The organism is Sphingomonas bacterium, from assembly GCF_028289855.1.
Taxonomy (GTDB): domain Bacteria; phylum Pseudomonadota; class Alphaproteobacteria; order Sphingomonadales; family Sphingomonadaceae; genus Sphingomonas.
The window spans coordinates 1-19,288 of the sequence record NZ_JAQGKZ010000135.1 but is presented as its reverse complement, the minus strand read 5'-3'; the positions used below and the strand labels follow the sequence as shown (position 1 = coordinate 19,288).

The 19,288-nt window shown below is 65.8% G+C and carries 13 protein-coding genes; 6 read left to right on the top strand and 7 right to left on the bottom strand.

Going from position 1 to position 19,288, the window contains the following annotated elements; genetic code table 11:
* Positions 1-890, bottom strand: an 890-nt coding sequence (locus JWM94_RS15385; RefSeq protein ID WP_299428998.1) for a penicillin acylase family protein, incomplete at its 3' end; no start/stop codon positions are given.
* Positions 891-1,145: 255 nt separating this feature from the next.
* Here JWM94_RS15385 and JWM94_RS15380 point away from each other — a divergent pair.
* From JWM94_RS15380 to clpB, 3 genes are all read left to right on the top strand, one after another.
* A complete protein-coding gene (locus tag JWM94_RS15380) occupies positions 1,146-1,877 on the top strand; it encodes a hypothetical protein (RefSeq protein ID WP_299428996.1) in 732 nt (243 codons plus the stop codon).
* Between the two features lie 107 nt (positions 1,878-1,984).
* On the top strand, positions 1,985-3,901 hold the full coding sequence (locus tag JWM94_RS15375) for a DUF4157 domain-containing protein (RefSeq protein ID WP_299428994.1): 1,917 nt from the start codon (positions 1,985-1,987) through the stop codon (positions 3,899-3,901).
* 58 nt (positions 3,902-3,959) lie between these two features.
* Positions 3,960-6,539 (top strand): ATP-dependent chaperone ClpB, encoded by a 2,580-nt coding sequence (clpB, locus tag JWM94_RS15370; protein WP_299428992.1) that lies wholly within the window; start codon positions 3,960-3,962, stop codon positions 6,537-6,539.
* Between the two features lie 95 nt (positions 6,540-6,634).
* Here clpB and JWM94_RS15365 read toward each other — a convergent pair whose 3' ends face one another.
* The 5 genes from JWM94_RS15365 to xseA form a co-directional block, all read right to left on the bottom strand.
* Positions 6,635-9,730, bottom strand: a complete 3,096-nt coding sequence (locus JWM94_RS15365) for a TonB-dependent siderophore receptor (RefSeq protein ID WP_299428990.1) — start codon at positions 9,728-9,730, stop codon at positions 6,635-6,637.
* 314 nt (positions 9,731-10,044) lie between these two features.
* Entirely contained in the window at positions 10,045-13,044 is a 3,000-nt protein-coding gene (locus JWM94_RS15360; RefSeq protein ID WP_299428988.1) for a TonB-dependent siderophore receptor, read from the bottom strand.
* Between the two features lie 247 nt (positions 13,045-13,291).
* Positions 13,292-14,182, bottom strand: a complete 891-nt coding sequence (locus tag JWM94_RS15355; RefSeq protein ID WP_299428986.1) for a M23 family metallopeptidase — start codon at positions 14,180-14,182, stop codon at positions 13,292-13,294.
* 17 nt (positions 14,183-14,199) lie between these two features.
* Positions 14,200-14,400, bottom strand: coding sequence for a DUF2093 domain-containing protein (locus JWM94_RS15350; RefSeq protein ID WP_299428984.1), 201 nt, complete (start codon positions 14,398-14,400; stop codon positions 14,200-14,202).
* Positions 14,401-14,418: 18 nt separating this feature from the next.
* Entirely contained in the window at positions 14,419-15,792 is a 1,374-nt protein-coding gene (gene xseA, locus JWM94_RS15345; protein ID WP_299428982.1) for an exodeoxyribonuclease VII large subunit, read from the bottom strand.
* On the opposite strand from xseA, the gene purD reads away from it, so the two are divergent.
* On the top strand, positions 15,791-17,047 hold the full coding sequence (gene purD / locus JWM94_RS15340; protein ID WP_299428980.1) for a phosphoribosylamine--glycine ligase: 1,257 nt from the start codon (positions 15,791-15,793) through the stop codon (positions 17,045-17,047). The two genes, xseA and purD, sit on opposite strands and share 2 nt — an antisense overlap.
* A gap of 48 nt (positions 17,048-17,095) precedes the next feature.
* On the opposite strand, the gene JWM94_RS15335 is transcribed toward purD, so the two are convergent.
* Positions 17,096-17,647, bottom strand: a complete 552-nt coding sequence (locus JWM94_RS15335; RefSeq protein WP_299428978.1) for a hypothetical protein — start codon at positions 17,645-17,647, stop codon at positions 17,096-17,098.
* A gap of 163 nt (positions 17,648-17,810) precedes the next feature.
* On the opposite strand from JWM94_RS15335, the gene JWM94_RS15330 reads away from it, so the two are divergent.
* Together JWM94_RS15330 and JWM94_RS15325 are read left to right on the top strand one after the other, a co-directional pair.
* The gene (locus JWM94_RS15330) at positions 17,811-18,098 is read left to right on the top strand and encodes a LysR family transcriptional regulator (protein ID WP_299428976.1); all 288 of its coding nucleotides are present in this window, start codon (positions 17,811-17,813) and stop codon (positions 18,096-18,098) included.
* 284 nt (positions 18,099-18,382) lie between these two features.
* Positions 18,383-19,288, top strand: a 906-nt coding sequence (locus JWM94_RS15325; protein WP_299428974.1) for a von Willebrand factor type A domain-containing protein, incomplete at its 3' end; no start/stop codon positions are given.

Genomic DNA, 19,288 nt, shown 5'->3' with positions numbered 1-19,288 from the left:
TTGAGCTTGTAGACGTCGATCAGGTCGGGGCGGTTGACGGTGTTGGTCCAGCCGAGCGTGTCGTTATGCCCGAGCAACGGATAAGGCGCGCCGGGGAAGGTCGCGCCGGCGAAGTTCCAGCCGGTCTGCGAATGGACGACGAGCTCGTACCACGCGACCGCGCCGCTCCACGGCTGGTGCGAGTTCGACACCATCCGCGTGGCATTATCGGGCGTCCGCTTGGGCGCGACGACGAACGCGTTCGACCCGTTCGGGCGCTCGGCATCGCCGGCGGTAACGGTCGGCGCGACAGCGGGCGGATCGTTTTCGGGCGGCGCTCTTTCGGGCGGCAGCGGCTTGTCGCCGACCAGCGCCGCGAGCGTCCCGTCGAGCCCGAAGAAGAACGGCGAGCGCATCACGAAACCGGTCGCCACGTCGCGCCCATCGACCGGGAACAGCCGGCTCAGCCGCACCTCGTCCGGGTGGCGCTCGGCGTACTTGTTGAGCCCCGCCGCATAACCGTCGAGCAACGCACGGACATCGGCGGGCTGCTTCATGTAATCGCGGTCGACCGTCGCGCGCGCGTCGATGAAGTGCAGCGCGAAATCGGCCTCTGCCCCCTTCGCCCCGTCGATCGCGCCGAGCCGCCCGCGAGTCATCGCCAGCACATCCTGCAACGTCGAGAAATCGTCCTCGGCATGGGCATAGGCGATGCCGTACGCGACGTCGGGATCGGTCTTGCCGTAGATATGCGGCACGCCGAACTTGTCGCGTGCGATCGTCGTATCGTAATCGTGCGTCGGCGGCCCCTCGGCGCGGACGGCGGTCAGCGGCTCCCACGTGGCGAGGAAGATTGCGGCGAGCACGATCAGCGCGACCAGGCCGACCGATATCCGTTTGACGATCCGCACGCGTGCCTCCTCCCGGTATTGCCGCCGGTCCCATCGGGGAACATGTCGGCGCGGCGGCCTCCTTCCCATGCCGGCCGCGACGTGTCACCCTCCCTTTCGAGATCGTGTATCGGAGGAGCGCGGCCCTTGTTCTCTCGACCCGTTCAGCGGCTGACGACGAGCGCGGCCATGACGCGTGCCAGCCCCTCGGCAGCGACGGCCTCGACCGGACGAGCGGTCATGCCGAGAATCGCGCATTCGATCGGCACAACCCTAATGGCCACGGTCCCGGCAGCGCGGACGGCATCCGCCCCGGTCGTGCAATGCGTGCTCGACGAGGAACGCGCCGCGCTCGCGGATGTCCATCACACGACGCAGGACCCTTTGCTCCGCAACATCGTCGGCGAGGCGATCGGGTTGAATGGCGTCGATTTCCAGTCCGGCGACGACCCGGAAAAAGCGCACGCCGCGCGCGTCAATCAGAACGACCGTACCCAGCACGAGGTCAATCTGGATCCTCAGCAGCTGACCGAGCCGCTGACCCGCCAGTCGCATCTGCTCCACGAGCTGATCCATGTCAGCGCCGATCGCCGGTATAACGCCAATGCCGGCGGCGACCGCGACCCGGCGCTGACCGCGGTGGTCGATCCCGGTCAGACGATCGCCGAACAGGACAAGGAGATCGGGCGGCAAAGCAAGCACCGCTATGGCCTGGCGGAGAGCCTGCACGACGGCGTCGATGACGACGATGCGGTCGGCGACGACATCAAGGCGCTCGTCAAGGACCGCGCGAGCCGGGCGATGGGGCATCCCCATCGCGAGCTCGATTCGGTGTCGTCCGAACTCTATTACGAATTCCACCGGCGCGGCGTCGATCAGACCTCCCATACCTTCGCCAAGGTCAAGGCGCTCGCGCACGGCACCTATCGCAGCCGCAACGAGGGCGTCCCGCTTGACCAGGTCTATGAAGAACCGCAGCGACCGGGCAAGTGTTGCGTCGTCCAATGACCGGGAACGCGACCTTGTTCTCACGACCCGTCCGGCAACTGGCGACCGGTGCCCGGCCGAGCGCTGCTTCCGCGCCAACCGTATCGGGCCCGGAAGCCGGTTCGGCCGTGCCGGCAATCGCGCATTCGATCGGCACCACGCTGCCGGTTATACCGTCCGAGCGGCCGAACCGCACCGGCCTGCCCGATGATCTGAAGCGCGGCGTCGAAGCGCTATCGGGTATCGCGCTCGACGATGTCCGCGTGCACCGCAATTCGGCACGGCCCGGCGCGCTGGGCGCGCATGCCTATGCGCAGGGCAGCCACATCCACGTGGCGCCGGGGCAGGATCATAACTTGCCGCACGAGGCATGGCATATCGTTCAGCAGAAGCAGGGGCGCGTGAGGGCGACGGTGCAATTGAAGGGCGGCGTACCCGTCAACGACGACGCGGCGCTGGAGCGCGAGGCCGATACGATGGGCGCGCGGGCCGCGTCCCGACCCCTCGCCGCCGCCGCGCAGACGGCGTCCCCGCCAGCCGCGGCCGTGCCTGGCACGCCCGTACAGCGGTTGACGTCGGACGGGGTAGTGCAGCGACAGCTTGTGGCTGTGCCGGACCAAAATCATTTCGTCGATAACCGCGACCCCACCCAGCGGCGGTTCACGCCGCATCAGGGCAATGACGGATTGTCGGGCACGTATACCTGTCAGGACAATTTTCAATATCACTACGACGATGCGACCAAGCGGTATCGCGTATTGAGCCGCAACAATAATCCGGCGGGATACAACAATGCCGAGAAGTATTGGGACGTCGTCAATCAGCGCGAGCAACGACGCGTAACGATGCCCGACCATGGCCAGGACCTGCATCGCTACGAAAGCGGGCCGCAGCGCCACCATTATGATCCGGCCACGCGCCGCTTCGAGCCGCTGCCCCCACGCGCGCATTGGATGGACGTGCGTGGCCAGTTCGTCGATAACATGCGTGACGAACAAACCGGTCTGCCCGCTCGGCGCGTACTGACGCCGAACGGACAAGGCGTTGACAAGCAATATGCGGTCACCAAGGAGGCGCGCGATTATGTCGTGCCGTACAAGCGGACCGACCTCCACGCCCGCTCGATGCCCGGCATGCCCGGGCTGTACGGCGGCAACGTCGATCCGCATGAGAACGCTGATCAGGCGGTGGCGCGCGAGGTCAGGGAAGAAAGCGGCAATCGCCTGGCGATCGGCGCCAACCTTGGCCAGGTGGTGCAGATTCCGGGGAACCAGGAAGATCCCAACCGCTACACCGTGCGCGCCGCCGCCGTTGCTCCCCAGCCCGACAACCATGTCCAGCGCGACGAGATGGCCGGCGAATTCCGGGTCACCGCATCCGACTTCGTCGGCCACACCGCCAATCCCGACGCGACCAAGGCGCGTCTGCTGGCACGCCTCACCCAGCATGTCGCGGGAACTCAGCATGGCCAGTTCCTCGCGAACGTGACGCCGCAGGAGCGCGCGAGGTGGGCGGCCCAGCACACGATGACCGCGCTGGCCGGGCAGATCGCGGTCGATGTCGGGCACTACGAGGCGGGTCGTGATCAGGCGCGCGGCGGGCAGCCACTGGGCAACGCTCCCCATGCCGAGGCGGCGCACGGCCATGGCATGTACGCCGCTGGCGCGGCAGCGGCACGTGCCGGTAATGCCGATGTGGATCATGAGGAACCCGCCTACCGTACCGGTCGACAGGACTATGTCGACGGACTCGCTGCCGCGCAGGTGAACGGGGTGCCGATGCTCCACGCGGGCCATATGACAGCAATGGCCGACTATCAGGCCGGTGTCGCGCGCGCGCGCGCGGGGCAGGATGCGGGCGTCCATCAAGCCGGCCAAATCGCCCACGGCCAGTATAGACTAGGACATCAACGGGCGCTGGCCGGGCTCGAACCCGAATATGATAACCATGCATATATGGCTGGCCATCATGACGGCACTCAGTCTGGACGTGAGGAAGCCCCGGTCAAAAGACGCAACATAAACCAGGATGACCCCGCTAACTGAACCCCTTGTGTTGCCGAAATACAACACTACATTTCGAGTCTAGATAGCAAGGGCCAGCATGAACCTCGAAAAATTCACCGACCGCGCCAAGGGTTTTCTGCAATCCGCGCTGACCGTCGCGATCCGCATGAACCACCAGCAGATCGCGCCCGAGCATCTGTTGAAGGCGCTGCTCGAGGACGAGCAGGGGCTTGCCGCTGGATTGATCGCCAAGGCAGGCGGCGACGCGAAGAAGGCGGCGAGCGAAACCGATCTTGCGCTGAGCAAGATCGCCGCGGTCAGCGGGTCGGGCGCGCAGGCGCAGCCGGGGCTCAACAACGATGCGGTGCGCGTGCTCGATCAGGCCGAGCAGATCGCGGCGAAGGCGGGCGACAGCTACGTTACGGTCGAGCGGCTGCTCGTCGCGCTGGCGCTCAGCCTCAACACCGCCGCGGGCAAGGCGATCAAGGCGAGCGGCGCGACGGCCGAGGGCATCAATACCGCGATCAACGATCTGCGCGGCGGACGCACCGCCGACACGGCCGGCGCCGAGGACCGCTATGACGCGCTCAAGAAATTCGCCCGCGATCTCACGCAAGTGGCGCGCGACGGCAAGCTCGACCCCGTCATCGGCCGCGACGAGGAAATCCGCCGCACGATCCAGATCCTCGCGCGCCGCACCAAGAACAACCCCGCTCTGATCGGCGAGCCTGGGGTCGGCAAGACCGCGATCGCCGAGGGGCTGGCGATCCGCATCGCCAATGGCGACGTGCCCGACACGCTCAAGGACCGGCGGCTGATGGCGCTCGACCTGGGGAGTCTCATCGCGGGCGCCAAGTATCGCGGCGAGTTCGAGGAGCGGCTCAAGGGCGTGCTCGACGAGGTCAAGGCGGCCGACGGCGACATCATCCTGTTCATCGACGAGATGCACCAGCTGATCGGCGCCGGGAAAACCGAGGGGGCGATGGACGCGTCCAACCTGCTCAAGCCAGCACTCGCGCGTGGCGAACTGCATTGCGTCGGCGCGACCACGCTCGATGAATATCGCAAATATGTCGAGAAGGACCCCGCGCTGCAGCGGCGCTTCCAGCCGGTATTCGTCGGCGAGCCGACGGTCGAGGATACCGTGTCGATCCTGCGCGGACTCAAGGAGAAATACGAACTCCACCACGGCGTGCGGATCACCGACGCGTCGCTGGTCGCGGCGGCGACACTGTCGAACCGCTATATCACCGACCGCTTCCTGCCCGACAAGGCGATCGACCTGATGGACGAGGCCGCCAGCCGCATCCGCATGGAGGTTGAGTCCAAGCCCGAGGAGATCGAGACGCTCGACCGGCGGATCATCCAGCTCAAGATCGAGCGCGAGGCGTTGAAGAAGGAAAGCGACGCGGCGTCGAAGGATCGGCTCAAAACGCTCGAAGGCGAGCTCGCCAATCTCGAACAGAAGTCCGCCGAGCTGACCCAGCGCTGGCAGGCCGAAAAGGACAAGATCGGCGCCGAGGCCAAGCTCAAGGAACAGCTCGACGCCGCACGCATCGCGCTCGACCAGGCGCAACGCTCGGGCGATTTGGCCAAGGCGGGTGAGCTATCTTACGGGACGATCCCCGGACTCGAAAAGCAGCTCGCCGATGCGGCGGGCGCGACCAAGGGCGCGATGCTGCGCGAAGAAGTCACCGCCGAGGATATCGCGGGCGTCGTCAGCCGCTGGACCGGCATCCCGGTCGACCGAATGATGGAGGGCGAGCGCGAGAAGTTACTCCAGATGGAGGACGCGCTCGGTAAGCGCGTGATCGGGCAAGCCGAAGCGGTGCGCGCGGTATCGACCGCGGTGCGCCGCGCGCGCGCGGGGTTGCAGGACCCCAATCGCCCGCTCGGCTCATTCCTGTTCTTGGGGCCAACCGGCGTCGGCAAAACCGAGTTGACCAAGGCGCTCGCCGAATTCCTGTTCGACGATCCGTCGGCGATGGTTCGCATCGACATGAGCGAGTTCATGGAAAAGCATTCGGTCGCGCGGCTGATCGGCGCACCGCCGGGCTATGTAGGTTACGAAGAAGGCGGAACGCTAACCGAATCGGTTCGCCGTCGACCGTACCAGGTCGTGCTGTTCGATGAGGTCGAGAAGGCGCATGGCGATGTCTTCAACATCCTGTTGCAAGTCCTCGACGATGGCCGGCTGACCGACGGCCAGGGCCGCACGGTCGATTTCACCAACACGATCATCGTGCTGACCAGCAACCTCGGCTCGCAATTCCTGACGAGCCTGGGCGACGGCGAGGATGTCGCGTCGGTCGAGCCGCAAGTGATGGAGATCGTCCGCGGCCATTTCCGCCCCGAATTTCTCAACCGGCTCGACGAGATCGTGCTGTTCCACCGGCTCGGCCAAAGCGAAATGGCGCCGATCGTCGATATCCAGGTCGCGCGGGTGGCGAAACTGCTCGCCGACCGCAAGATCGCGATCAGCCTGACCGATGCGGCGCGCGATTGGCTGGGCCGTGTCGGGTACGATCCGGTCTATGGCGCACGGCCGCTGAAGCGCGCGGTGCAGCGTTACCTGCAGGACCCGCTCGCCGACCTGATCCTGCGCGGCGACGTCAAGGACGGGCAAGCGGTCGCGGTCGATGAGGGCGACGGCAAGCTGAGCCTGAGCGTTAGCTGAAGAGCCTCATCCGCACGGCGGCGTTGGGCTCAAGACAAAAAAGGGGCCGTTCCCGAAGGAACGGCCCCGATTTTTTGCCGGTTCGGCAGGCCGGTTTAGAAGTCGACCCGTGCGCCGAAGCGGAACGAACGACCGATGAACAGACGATCACCCCATGCCGGGTTGAACTGATACAGGCCATAGGCTGCGTTCGGATCGTACGGCGGCGCGCGGTCCAGGATGTTCTGGATGTCGCCGTAGAAGGTGAACTTCTTGCCGACAGTGAACTCGAAGTGGCCGTCGAGGTTGAAGACCGACTTCGCCTGGCACTGGATCGGATCACCGTTGTTGTAGATCGCTTGCTGGCCGTTCAGCGCACTGGCGGCGCAATCGCCGTACACGCCGCCCGAATCCGTCGCCACCGACGAATAACCGCTGGTGTAGTAAGCGGTCAGGCTGACGCTCGCCGTATCGGCGAACTTCAGCGTGTTCTGCCAGCTGGCGCGCCAGCGCGGCGCACCCGAGCACGACGTGATGTTGCACGCGCCGAGCGATCCGTCGTAGCGATACACCGTACCAGCATCGGTCTGTTGCAGTCGGATCAGCAACGACGCGTTGGCGTTGGTCTTCCACTGGATGCCGTTGGTGATATCGAACTTCGCGCTAGCCGAGAAGTCGATGCCCTTGGCAAGGAATGAGTCGGCGTTCTTGTACGAACCGACCGCGAAACCGAGCAGCGGCAGTGCGGCCAGGTTCGACGGATCGGCAATGCCCCTGACCGCCGTGATACCCGGCGTCGTGATGACGCCGTTATTGGTGTAGTATTGGGCAATGTCGGACGCCGATACAGTCGCGCCGATGATCACGTTGGTGATCTTCGTCGACCAATAGTCAACCGTGAACGTGACGCTCTTGATCGGCTGCAACACGATACCCGCCGTCAGCGAGGTCGATTTCTCCGGCTTCAGATTCGGATTGCCCGAAGACGTCAGGCCATAGCTGTACCCGCCCGAATAATAAGCTGGGTTGCTGGCGTGCGCCGCGCAGAACGCGGTGAAGGTCGGCGAAGCGCAGTTGATCGACGCACCGACATAGCCCGTGGTGGGCAGCGCAAACGATTCGCTGAAGCTCGGGATACGGAAGCCCTTGCCATAGGTACCGCGAATCTTGATCTGCTCGATCGGCTTGAACTCAGCCTCGAACTTCGGCGAGAAACGGCTCTGGCCGGTCGAGTAAGAGTCGTACGACCCCTCCGCCTTGACCTTCAGCATGTCGACGATCGGCGCGGTGATTTCGTAGCCGGCCGACCAGACGTGGCGCTTGCCGTCCACGCCGACCGCGTTGATGCCGAAATAACGGGCATTCGGGTTGACGAGATTGGCCGGGTTGGCGCTCGGGTTGTGGATCGCTTCGTAACGGAACTGGCCGGTAACCGCCACGTTGAGCGCGCCGCCCGGCAGATTGAACAGATCCTTGTCCACCGTCGCCATGATCTGCGTCAGCTTCGAGGTCGACTTGTTGTTGTTCTGCGGGAACACGCTGGCGATCTGGGCCGCGGTGTTCTGCGACTGATCGACGAAGTTGTACGTCCCCTTCGCGATCGCATCCATCAGGCCCTGCAGGTAGATGTAGCCGTTGTTCTGGGTCCGCAGCTGAACTTCCGAGGCAGTCGCGCCCAGGTTGAAGTTCCAGCCGTCACCGAACGACCCGTTGATGCCGCCGCTAAGGCGATAGGTCTTGGTGTCGGTGTTGGTGCTGCGCGTTACCTGCGGCAGTGCGACCAGGCGGGCGAGATTGCCCGCCGCCGCGAACGGGTTGTTCGGGTTCAGCGTGCCGTTGCCTGCGTTACAACCCGACGCGGTGAGGTTGCCGCCGACGATCGTCGACGTGCCTGCCGAACAGACATAGGCCGGCAGGAAGATGGCGCTGACCGTCGAAACGATGCCGCCAGCCGCCGTCGAGCCGGTGAAGCCCTGCGGGCCCGCATTGTTGCCCTTCGTGGTGGTGTTGTAATAGTTCGCCATCACATAGGCTTCGCCGAACGACCCCAGCTTGAAGGTCGCACGAGCGTTCAGGCCCTTGCGCGTGATGTTCGAATTGTAAGCGCGATATTCGTTGACCAGGTCCTCCTGGCAAACCGTCGCCGGGGTGGTTGCCGCGATGGGCAAACCAGTACGTGTGATGGTCGCAGTGTTGTTGGCCGCGGTCAGCGTGTAGGCAGCAAGGCTCTGGCAGCCCTGTGCCGGGCTCAGCAGCTGATAGTTGCCGAGCGAGGCGAGGCCCGGGCTATACGGCCGCACGAACGGAACGCGGGTCGATGCGAAGCCAAGGAAGCTGCCGTCGGCCTGGATGCCGTTGCGGATGCCGTTGTTCAGGCAGCCCTGCGCGGCGGTGCCGCAAATCCGGCTCTGGTCGGCGGTGTTGAACGGATAGCCGCGATCGCGCACGAGCAGCGGATCGTTCTGCTGATACTCGCCGTTGACGTAAACGTTGAAGCCCTGGCGGTCGAGATCGCCATAGCCCGCAGTGGCGGAGATGCGGCGCTCGCCGGTATCGCCGCGTTGCGTGATGCCGGCCGACCCGTTGAGGTGCAGACCGGTAACCTGGCGCTTGGTGATGACGTTGATCACGCCCGCGATCGCGTCCGAACCGTACGTCGCCGAGGCGCCGTCGAGCAGCGCGTCGATGCGGTCGACGACCGAGATCGGGATGGTGTTGATGTCGACGAAGTTGCGATAGCCGTCGTCACCCAGCGGATAGGGTGCGGTGCGCATGCCGTTGAACAGCGTAAGCGTGTAGGCGTCGTTCAGGCCGCGCAGCGACGGCGCGCTGGCGCCGGTGGCGAAACCGAACGACGACCAGCTCGGAGGAGCGGTGCCGGCGTTGTTGGCGGTCAGCAGCTGCAGCGCGTCGGCGACGGTCGTGACGCCGCGGTCCTGCAGGTCTGCCGCGGTCGTCGTCACGACCGGCGATGCCGTCGCGGCGGCCGGGTTGCGCGAGATCGAGCCCGTGATGATGATGTCGTTGCCGGCTGGCGGCGTGGCGGCCGTCTGATCGTCGGCCTGGGTGTTCGACGGGGTCGGGGTCGACGCCTGCGCCAGAGCCGGGGTCGCAAACATCGCCGAAGCGACGGCGCCGGCGCCGAGCAGCGTTAGCGCGCGGATCGCAGTGCTGTCACGCAGCGAGCGCGAAAAAATCGAAGTCTTGGTCACGTAGCGGTTTCCCTCGCTTAACCCGTCGCCGCTGATTCGCGGTCTAAACGGGCGGTTGCCAAGCCTTTGCGACGCAGGAACCGCGCCCAAAGAGCCATGGCGGCGGGGATTGGAGCGAAGGGCGTGCGCTGTAAAGGCGGCTTCGCGGTTCGCGATTTGATTTCAAAACGGCTGTAGCCAAAATGACACACGGCAAACACGCGCGGAAAGCGGCGGATATGTCCTTCGACATATCGCCCTCTAGTTGTTGGTAGAGCCCTGATTATGTGCCCGAAAACCGGGGGGCGGCGGCTGCCGCCCCCCGGTTCGGTCGATCAGAACTTGAAGTTCGCCCCGGCGCTGAACTTGCGGCCGACGAGACCGGCATAGTGCCAGCTGGTCAGGAAGTTCGGCGCGCTGGCATAAGCCGCCGGAGCGACCGGTGCGCGGGCGTCGAAGATATTGCCGACGTTCACGTAGAAGGTGAATTTGTCGTTGACCTTGACCGACCCGTTCAGGTCGACGTTGATGAAGCTGTTGACGAAGCAGAACGGATCGCCGTTCGACCCGGTCGGCTTGTACAGGTTCGCCGAGCAGGCGGTCGTATAGGGCGCAGCCTGCTGATCGGTCGATACTTCCTTGATCTTGCCGACATAATAGGCCGTGGCGCTGAGCGAGAACGCGCCGACTTCGAGCGTGTTCTGCCAGTTGCCGCGCCAATCGGGAGTGCCGTTGCCCGACGACAGATCGTACGGCCCGAACGTGCCGGCGTAGCGCTGGATACCGGCCGACGTGTGCAGGTCGTACTTGAAGATGTGCGTCACTTCGATCCGGCTGGTGAACTTCGCATCGCCGAACCGGAACTTCGCGGTCGCCGCGACGTCGATCCCGCTGGTGATCGCATAGTTGGCGTTCACGAACGGCACGTTGATGATCAGCACGCGCGGCAGCGCGGCCGGGAACAGCGGGTCGATCGAGTCGGTGGTGTTGACCGAATAGCCCGGACCGACCGCCGCGACCGCCGCGGTTGCAGCGGCCAGGTTCGTCGCGCTGTAATAAGCCGTCACCGCTTGGCCGATCAGCGGACCGGCGACGATCAGGTTCGACTTCTTCACATTGTAATAGTCGACCGTCATGGAGAACCACTTGGCCGGCTCGAAGATCGCACCCGCGGTGAAGCTGCGCGAGGTTTCCGGTTGCAGGTTGGGATTACCTGCGACGCCGCGGCCGAGCGAATAGGCCAGGTTGTACGGATTGCCGCCCGACGCGCAGGTCGACGTGGTGCCCGTCCCGCCATGAAGCAGCTGGAAGTTGCATGGCGGGGTCGTGGTCACGAACCCGGCGAACTGGCTGCGCGGTCCGGATTCGGCGAAGGTCGGTGCGCGGAAACCCTGCGAATAGGTACCGCGGATCGCGAACTCGGGGATCGGCTTGAACTTGAACCCGACCTTCGGCGAGAAGTGGCTGAAGCCTTCCGAATAATTGTCGTAGCGCCCCGACACGTTGACATCGAGCGACTTCAGGATCGGCGCATCGAGCTCGAAATAAGCCGCATAGACGGTGTGCTTGCCGAACGCCGACGACGTGGTCAGGCCGTACGTGTCGAGCGCGGCGTTCTGGTTGTTGTTGGTCAGCTTCTCACGACGCACCTGGCCGCCCACGGCGATCTGCAACGGGCCGCCCGGAAGATCGACGAGCTCCTTGGAGATCGAGGCGTCGAGCGAGATCATCGACGAATAGGACGGCGTCGTCTTGTCGGGTGCGAGCGTCGCGCGGAGCGCCGGGCTGTTCAGCTGCGGATTGACGAAATTGTACGAGCCCGTGTTGATCGCGGTCATCAGCTGCGCGATGTTGAGTAGGCCGTGCTGCGTGATCGACAGGTCGTCCCATGCCCCCACGCCCTCGACGCGCCATTTCCAGTCGCCGCCGAAGCTGCCGTTTAGCCCCGCACTGACGCGATAGACTTCATTCGTCCGGTCGCTGCCCGCCGCGATGTCGCCGAACAGATAATAGATGCGTGCAGCACCATTCGACGGATCGCCGGCGAAGGCCGCCGCATACGGGTTGTTCGGGTTGAGCTGACGGTTGGCCGCGGTCGCGCAATTGACGCCCGCCGAGCAGATATAGACCGGCAGCACGATGCCGGGGTTGCTCGACGCGAGACCCGGAGCGCCACCGAACGGCTGGGTGTTGCGGATCGCCGACGGGAACGCGCTGGTGATGCTGACGAAGCTGCGGCTGTACATGCCGGTGACATAGCCTTCGACATTGTCGCCGATGCGGATGCTGGCCTTGCCGTTGAACGAATAGCGCTCCTGCAGCGGCTGAATCTGGCGATACAGGTCGGTCAGATCGTATTTGCAGCCCTGCCCGGCAGCAGCGGTGTAGACGCCGTACGGGCATGCGAGGTTGAGCGTCGTTCCTGGCGTGGCGAGCAATGCCGTGCCGCCCGACCGCGGGTTGTTGAGGTCCGCCTGGGTCGTGCGGAACACGACCGCGCTCGGCGTCGCCGTGGTCAGCGAGCTGTCGGCCGAGTTGTTGTCGATGCCGCCGATCGCCGACAGATCCTGCGTGTTGTACGGGAAGCCGCGGCTGTGGTTCGAAATGCGGCCGTCGCGCTGGTATTCGCCGTTGATGTAGATGTTCCAGCCCTTGGCCTCGTAATCGCCGATGCCGGCGGTCAGGCTGGCGCGGTAGCGCGAGCCGTCGCCGCGCTCGGCGACGCCGCCCTCGACGTTGCCCTCGATGCCGGTGAAGGTCTTCTTGAGGATCAAGTTGACCACGCCGCCGATCGCATCCGCGCCATAGGTCGACGAGGCGCCGTCCTTGAGCACTTCGATCCGGTCGATCAGGCTGAACGGGATCGAGTTGAGATCGACATAGGCGTTATGGCCGTCGTCGTTGATCGGGAAGTTGCTCGAGCGCAGCCCGTTGATCAGCACCAATGTCGAGGACACGCCGAGGCCGCGCAGCGAAACCGCCGAGCCGCCGGCCGAGAAACCGGTCTGGAAGCCCGTGCCGATCGACCCGGCGCTGTCCGCCGAAACCGAACGGATCGCTTCGGCGGAGGAGGTGATGCCGGCGCGCGCCAGATTCTCCGAGGTCAGCACGGTGACCGGCGATGGCGTTTCGGCGTCGGTGCGGCTGAGCAGCGAACCGGTGATGACGATGTCGGGCGCCGACTGGTCGTCAGTCGCGGCCTGGCCGCTCGGTGCCGGCGTGGGGGCCGGGGTAGTTTGCGCGAAGGCGGGAGTTGCGGCGACCATCGCCAGCAGGCCGAGCGGCGCGACGGTGGTCAACAGACGCTGCTTCGGCGTCGAACGGAAAAAAGCCATGATGGTGTACATCCCCAAAACGGGACCGACCGGCGCACAGACCCCCTGCGCGCCGTCCGAATCCCCCCTCACCGGTCGCAAAGCCCTCCAGCTCAACCGATAGAGGTGTCGTTACGGTACAGACGCGCAGTGTAAAGAGCAGGAAGCCGACCCACCGACGATTTGGTTACAATTCGTTACAATTCGTTACACATTTGCCACAAAGGGTCAGAATCAGTGTCTTATCGTAATAGGACAGTGATTTCGCCTACTGACGGTTCGCTCCGGGCATTGGCCCCGCCACCAAAAGCGGGTCGATCTTGGCGCCGCGCCAGCGCAGCGACCAGTGCAAGTGTGCGCCGGTGACTCGGCCCGTCGCGCCCGAATAGGCGACCACCTGGCCGCGCCGCACGGCCTGCCCCGTCGTCACGACGATCCGCGACAAATGCATCAACGCGCTGTTGAGCCCCATGCCGTGGTCGATCATCAGCAAATTGCCCTCGAGCAGGAATGGATGGTCCGAAGCGAGGATCACGACGCCGTCGGCGGGCGCGAGCACGGCGGTGCCAGCCGGCACTGCGACGTCGATCCCCGAATGATACGACCCCGCCTCGCCATTCCGGTAGATCCGTTGCGACCCGAACAAGGTCGAGATCCGCCCGGTGGCGGGCCAGAGCAAGGGCTGGCGCCAGCCCGTCGAACCGCTCTCGACGCGCCGCGCCGCGTTGATCTGGGCGATCTCGCCCGGACGCAGCCGGTCGAAATCGGCCGGCGGCACCGGATATTTGGGCAAGGTCGCGAGCCGCGAGATGGTCCACGCGCGCGGCGCGATCGTCAGCGCGCCCGACACGATCGTCCCGTCGCGGCGCGTGGCATCGAGCGTCGCGGCAGGTCCGGCGTCGCGATCGAACCCGATCAGAAACATGCCGTCGGGGGCAATCGGGACGGCCATGCCGTCCAGCGTGAGCGCAACGGTTCCGGCCGGCACGGTGCCGATCGCCATGCCGCCCTGGCTCAAGCTTCCCCGGAGCAGGAAATTTCCGGGCGGTGCTTCGGGCGCGGTCGGCGCTGTCGGCGCCGGCCGTGCGATGGCGGCGACCACCATCGGCCGAGGCTCGATGCAGCTCCCCGTGGCGATCAGGACGGCGATTCCCGCCACCCATCGCCGCGCGCGCTTCATGCCTTCGTGTCGGCCTCGAGCGCGAACCGCGCGTCGGCATAGGCTTCCTGCCGCGCGACGCTCCAATAGCGCAGGTCGTCGAGCTCGATCGTCGCGCCCGATACCGCGCAGGTCACGTGGCTGCCCGGGGTCAGCACGCGAAAGCCGTTCGCCATATAATGGAGCCGCGCCGGCCGGTCGGTATTGGACATCAGCATAGGGCGGCTTCCTTCACGTCATAACAAGGTCGGCTGGTCGGGCGTGGGCCTGGTATATGCCTTGCCGCCCGTCCCCTCAACCCGCGCGGCGACGTCGCCATCCCCAAAATGGAGCAGCAGCGCGCCGGCCTTCTTCGCCGCCTCGGCGCTGGCAACGACGCCCCCGCCGCGCGCCTCGACCCAGGCATAGCCGCGGTCGAGCACGTGGCGCGGGTTGAGCGCTTCGACCAGCTTGAACGTCTGGTCGAGCCGCTGCCGCGCGGCGGCGATCCGCTGCGTCAGCAACGCCGGCCGCAACGCGCCCGCGGTCCGGTCGAGCGTCCCGCGCGCCAGCGTCACGCGGCGTTCGAGCGCGCGGTCGAGCCGCTGGGCGGCATCGTCGGCGCGCTGACGCTGCGGCCCGAGCAAGGCGTCGCGCTTGGGGAGCAGCCGCGCCTGCGCCTCGACTCGCTCGCGCCCGCGCTCGACATAGCGCCGCGCGCAGCGTTCGGTGCGCTGGGCGTAGGCATCGAGCGTGAGCCGCAAATCGGCCAACACCGGCACCGCGATCTCCGCCGCCGCGGTCGGGGTCGGCGCGCGCAAATCGGCGGCGTAATCGCACAGGCTGGTATCGGTCTCGTGCCCGACCGCCGAGATAATCGGGATCGAGTAGCCCGCGACCGCGCGCACCACGATTTCCTCGTTGAACGCCCACAGATCCTCGATCGACCCGCCGCCGCGCGCAACGATGACGAGGTCGGGACGCGGCACTGGCCCATCTGCGGGCAACGCATCGAACCCGCGCACCGCCGCCGCGACTTCTTCCGCGGCCCCGGCGCCCTGCACCTTGACCGGCCAGACGATCACGCGCGTCGGGCAGCGGTCGGCGAGGCGGTGCAGAATGTCGCGGATCACCGCGCCGGTCGGCGAGGTGACGACCCCGATCACCTTCGGCATGAAAGGCAGCGGCTTCTTGCGGCTCTGGTCGAACAGCCCCTCGGCGCCCAGTTGCGCCTTGAGCTTTTCGAACAGCGCCATCAGCGCGCCTTCGCCGGCGAGTTCCATCCGGTCGATCACGATCTGGTATTTGGAGCGGCCGGGATAAGTGGTCAGCTTGCCCGACGCGATCACCTCGATCCCGTCCTGCGCGGCGAAGGGGATCAGCGCCGCCTGCCCCTTCCACATCACCCCGTCGATCACCGCCGCCTCGTCCTTGAGGCTGAGATAGCAATGGCCGGAGGTCGCGCGCTTCCATCCCGAAATCTCGCCGCGCAGCCGCACGCGGCCGAACTCGCCCTCGACCATGCGCTTGAGCCGGTTCGACAGCTCGCCGACGCTTTCGGGGGCGGAATTGTCGCCCGGCGTCGCCTCGGCTACCAGCCGCGGCGAATCTTCGGAGTTGGGGTCGGTCATGAACGTCCTGCTGATCGGATCGGGTGGACGCGAACATGGCCTTGCGTGGAAGCTCGCGCAATCGCCCGTCCTGACGAAATTGTACGCCGCGCCGGGCAATCCGGGGATCGGCGAAGAGGCGGAGATCGTCGCGCTCGACGTGAGCGACCATGCGGCGGTGATCGACTTCTGCCGTAGCCGCGCGATCGATCTGGTCGTGGTCGGCCCCGAAGCGCCGCTCGTCGCGGGAATCGCCGACGATTTGCGCGCCGCCGGGTTCGCGGTGTTCGGGCCGAGCATGGCGGCGGCGCAGCTCGAAGGCTCCAAGGCATTCACAAAGGCTGTCTGCGACCGCGCGAACATCCCCACCGCACGCTACCGCGCGGTCCATTCACTCGACGAGGCGCGCTCGGCACTCGATGAATTCGGAGCGCCGGTGGTGGTCAAGGCCGACGGGCTCGCCGCAGGCAAGGGCGTGACCGTCGCGATGACGATGGCAGAGGCAGCGGGGGCGGTGGAAAACCTGTTCTCCGAGGCGGGCGCGAGCGCGGTGATCGAGGAATTCCTGGAGGGCGAGGAAGTCAGCCTGTTCGTGCTGACCGACGGCAATGCGATGGTCCCGTTCGGCACCGCGCAGGACCACAAGCGCGTCGGCGACGGCGATACCGGCCCCAATACCGGCGGGATGGGCGCGTACAGCCCGGCGCGGGTGCTGACGCCCGACCTGGAGGCGCGCGCGCTCGCCGAGATCGTCGCGCCGACCATCGCGACCCTGGCGGCGGAGGGGATGCCCTATTCGGGCGTGCTCTACGCCGGGCTGATCCTGACTGCCGACGGCCCCAAGCTGATCGAATACAACGCCCGCTTCGGCGACCCCGAATGCCAAGTGCTGATGATGCGGCTGGAGAGCGACCTACTACCGCTGATGCTGGCGGTGGCGGAAGGAAGGCTGGCCGATGCGCCCGCGCCGGTTTTCCGCGAAGATGTGGCGCTGACCGTGGTGATGGCGGCGAACGGCTATCCCGGCACACCCGAGACCGGCGGCGCGATCGACGGGATCGCTAACGTCGCGCCCGCCAAAGTCTTTCAGGCCGGCACGAAACTAACAGACGGCCACTTGGTCGCCTCAGGCGGCCGCGTCCTCGCCGTCACCGCGACCGGCCCGACCGTGCGAGCCGCACAAGCCGCCGCCTATCACGCGGTCGACGCGATCGACTTCCCCACCGGCTTCTGCCGCCGCGACATCGGCGCGCGGGAAATCGCACGGGAGGAATGACGGTAGCGGGCTTTGTCTGCAATTGGTGGTTAGCTGCCATTGTGCGCATCAGCTTTGGGGCCACGAGAATCCCTCGTAAACGAGCCCGAGCGGATCATCAGCAGGGCGCTGATACATTTCTGTCACCACGCGGGCGGTAAATTTGGCGACGTCGGCACACTCAACTCGGAGATACGAAACGTCGTTCTGTCGGTGAGCAACCGGCTCTAGGCCTTGCGCTCGTGCGAACTCCTTGAACTTCGCTTCGTCCTCCATATTTCGTGGCGACAACAGGACCCAATCAAATCCTGCTTTGCCATTTTCGAAAGACATTTGGAGGGCAACCGCATCATCATCCGATGGACGATCTGGGGTGCCTAGCATCAAGGCGGCATATCTTACGGATGCTGATCCGCGAGACATTGCAGCCAGTAATTCAGGTATCTGGTTTGTTTGGACTGCCGCCTGCTTAAGTAAGCGGGGTGCGCCCAATTTGCCGCGATTCCACGCGATATAATCGAACTTCGAGTTGACCAGTGCAAAACCCGCTGCGGCGATGAGAACGATAACGATGGCTGCGATGGTCAGAATCGCCCTCCTTTTCCATTGCGATCCAATCATGCAGCCATGCTACGTTGATTGCATTTCTGGTCAATGTGAATGCCTGCGGTCGTGGCAGGAATTGGGTCGTTAGCTGCCGCTCAAGGTCCGCCTACCCACGCCGTCAGATCAGCACGGACATTTTCCCTACCAATGTAGGATTTCATCTGCTCCACCCTGATGGATGGACCGGCATTCTACCCCGCCGCCCGCGCCGCGCGCGCATTGGACACCTGCCAAGCAGCGCATCTTCCTCGCCGCCCTGCTCGACAGCGGCAGCGTCGCGCACGCCGCGCGCGCGGCGGGGATGTCGCGGTCGAGCGCGCACCGCTTGCGCGCGCGGCTCGCCGGCACGCCGTTCGACCGGGTCTGGGGCCAGGCGCTCGCCGAGCATGCGCGGCGGCTGGCCGATCCGTTCGCCGATCCGGTCGAGACGCGGCGCGCCGACGGCGAAAAGCAGGCGCGGCCGTGAGCGGTTGTGGCGCGATCCCGGCGCTCGACCGTGGCGTGGGTGTCGCGTCGTTGGCGCGGCGCGGTCGCCACATCGGCGCGTCGCGGGGCGATTGCGGTGCAATTCGCCTCAATCTCCGCATTCGCGCCTCAACTTCCTCAACGTTCGCCGACCCGGCCCGCCGCCGCGGCTCGATTCCTGAACCTCAGATATACCGCCAATTCCGCCAGCGTTCATGACGCAAGCACAACAACCTCGATCGGGACCGGAAAGTAGTCGGCCCGTCTTAGCCAAGGGGAATTGTCATGCAGTCCAAGCCTGCCGTGCTGACGGGGCTCAGCGCCCTGCTCCTCACCTCCGCCGCGCCCGCACCGCTCGTCGCGCAAGACGGGATACGGGCGCCCGAACGGCCTTCACCCGTCCGCTGCCGCAGCGACGATCGGCCGGGCTATTCGAATTATCAGACCAGTCCGTCGCCCGTCACTGTCGTCACGTCGGAATCGCTGGCGCGGCCGGGCAAGCAGCCCAAGGTGAAGCGCGACAAGTCCGCGCAGGACTTGGTCGTTACCGGATCGCGCGTGACGGCCAACGAAGCCCGCCGTTCGGCGCCGATGCCGTCCTATGCGCCACCCCCACCCCCGCCCCCGCCACCGCCGATGATGGCGCCGCCGGCGCCGATGGCTGGCGTGGTGAGCAACTATGCCACGCCGCCCTATGGCAGCCGCCAGAACACCGAACGCTATGACGGCAAGGCGGTCGCCTCGATCCAGAGCGTCACCGCCGCGCCCGTCTCTACCTTCTCGGTCGATGTCGACACCGGATCCTATTCAAACGTCCGCCGCTTCCTGACCGAGGGCAACGCGCCCCCGCCCGATGCGGTGCGGACCGAGGAGATGATCAACTATTTCCGCTACGATTACCCGCGCCCCGCCGACCGCGCGCAGCCGTTCAGCGTGACCACCGACGTCGCGCGCACGCCGTGGAATCCGGGGACCCGGCTGCTTCGGATCGGCCTGCGCGGATATGACGTCGCGACCGCCGACCGCCCGCGCGCCAACCTGGTGTTCCTGGTCGATGTGTCGGGGTCGATGAGTTCGCCCGACAAGCTCCCGCTGGTCAAATCGGCGCTGATGACGCTCGCCGGTCGCCTGCGCCCCGACGACCGCGTGTCGATCGTGGTCTATGCGGGCAATGCCGGGATCGTGCTCGAG

What these genes read in the sequence shown, in the direction of transcription:
- JWM94_RS15380 (WP_299428996.1), top strand. Translation starts at nt 1,146, where the DNA reads ATGGCCACGGTCCCGGCAGCGCGGACGGCATCCGCCCCGGTCGTGCAA.
- clpB (WP_299428992.1), top strand. Translation starts at nt 3,960, where the DNA reads ATGAACCTCGAAAAATTCACCGACCGCGCCAAGGGTTTTCTGCAATCC.
- JWM94_RS15360 (WP_299428988.1), bottom strand. Translation starts at nt 13,044, where the DNA reads ATGGCTTTTTTCCGTTCGACGCCGAAGCAGCGTCTGTTGACCACCGTC.
- JWM94_RS15350 (WP_299428984.1), bottom strand. Translation starts at nt 14,400, where the DNA reads ATGCTGATGTCCAATACCGACCGGCCGGCGCGGCTCCATTATATGGCG.
- purD (WP_299428980.1), top strand. Translation starts at nt 15,791, where the DNA reads ATGAACGTCCTGCTGATCGGATCGGGTGGACGCGAACATGGCCTTGCG.
- xseA (WP_299428982.1), bottom strand. Translation starts at nt 15,792, where the DNA reads ATGACCGACCCCAACTCCGAAGATTCGCCGCGGCTGGTAGCCGAGGCG.
- JWM94_RS15335 (WP_299428978.1), bottom strand. Translation starts at nt 17,647, where the DNA reads ATGATTGGATCGCAATGGAAAAGGAGGGCGATTCTGACCATCGCAGCC.
- JWM94_RS15330 (WP_299428976.1), top strand. Translation starts at nt 17,811, where the DNA reads ATGGACCGGCATTCTACCCCGCCGCCCGCGCCGCGCGCGCATTGGACA.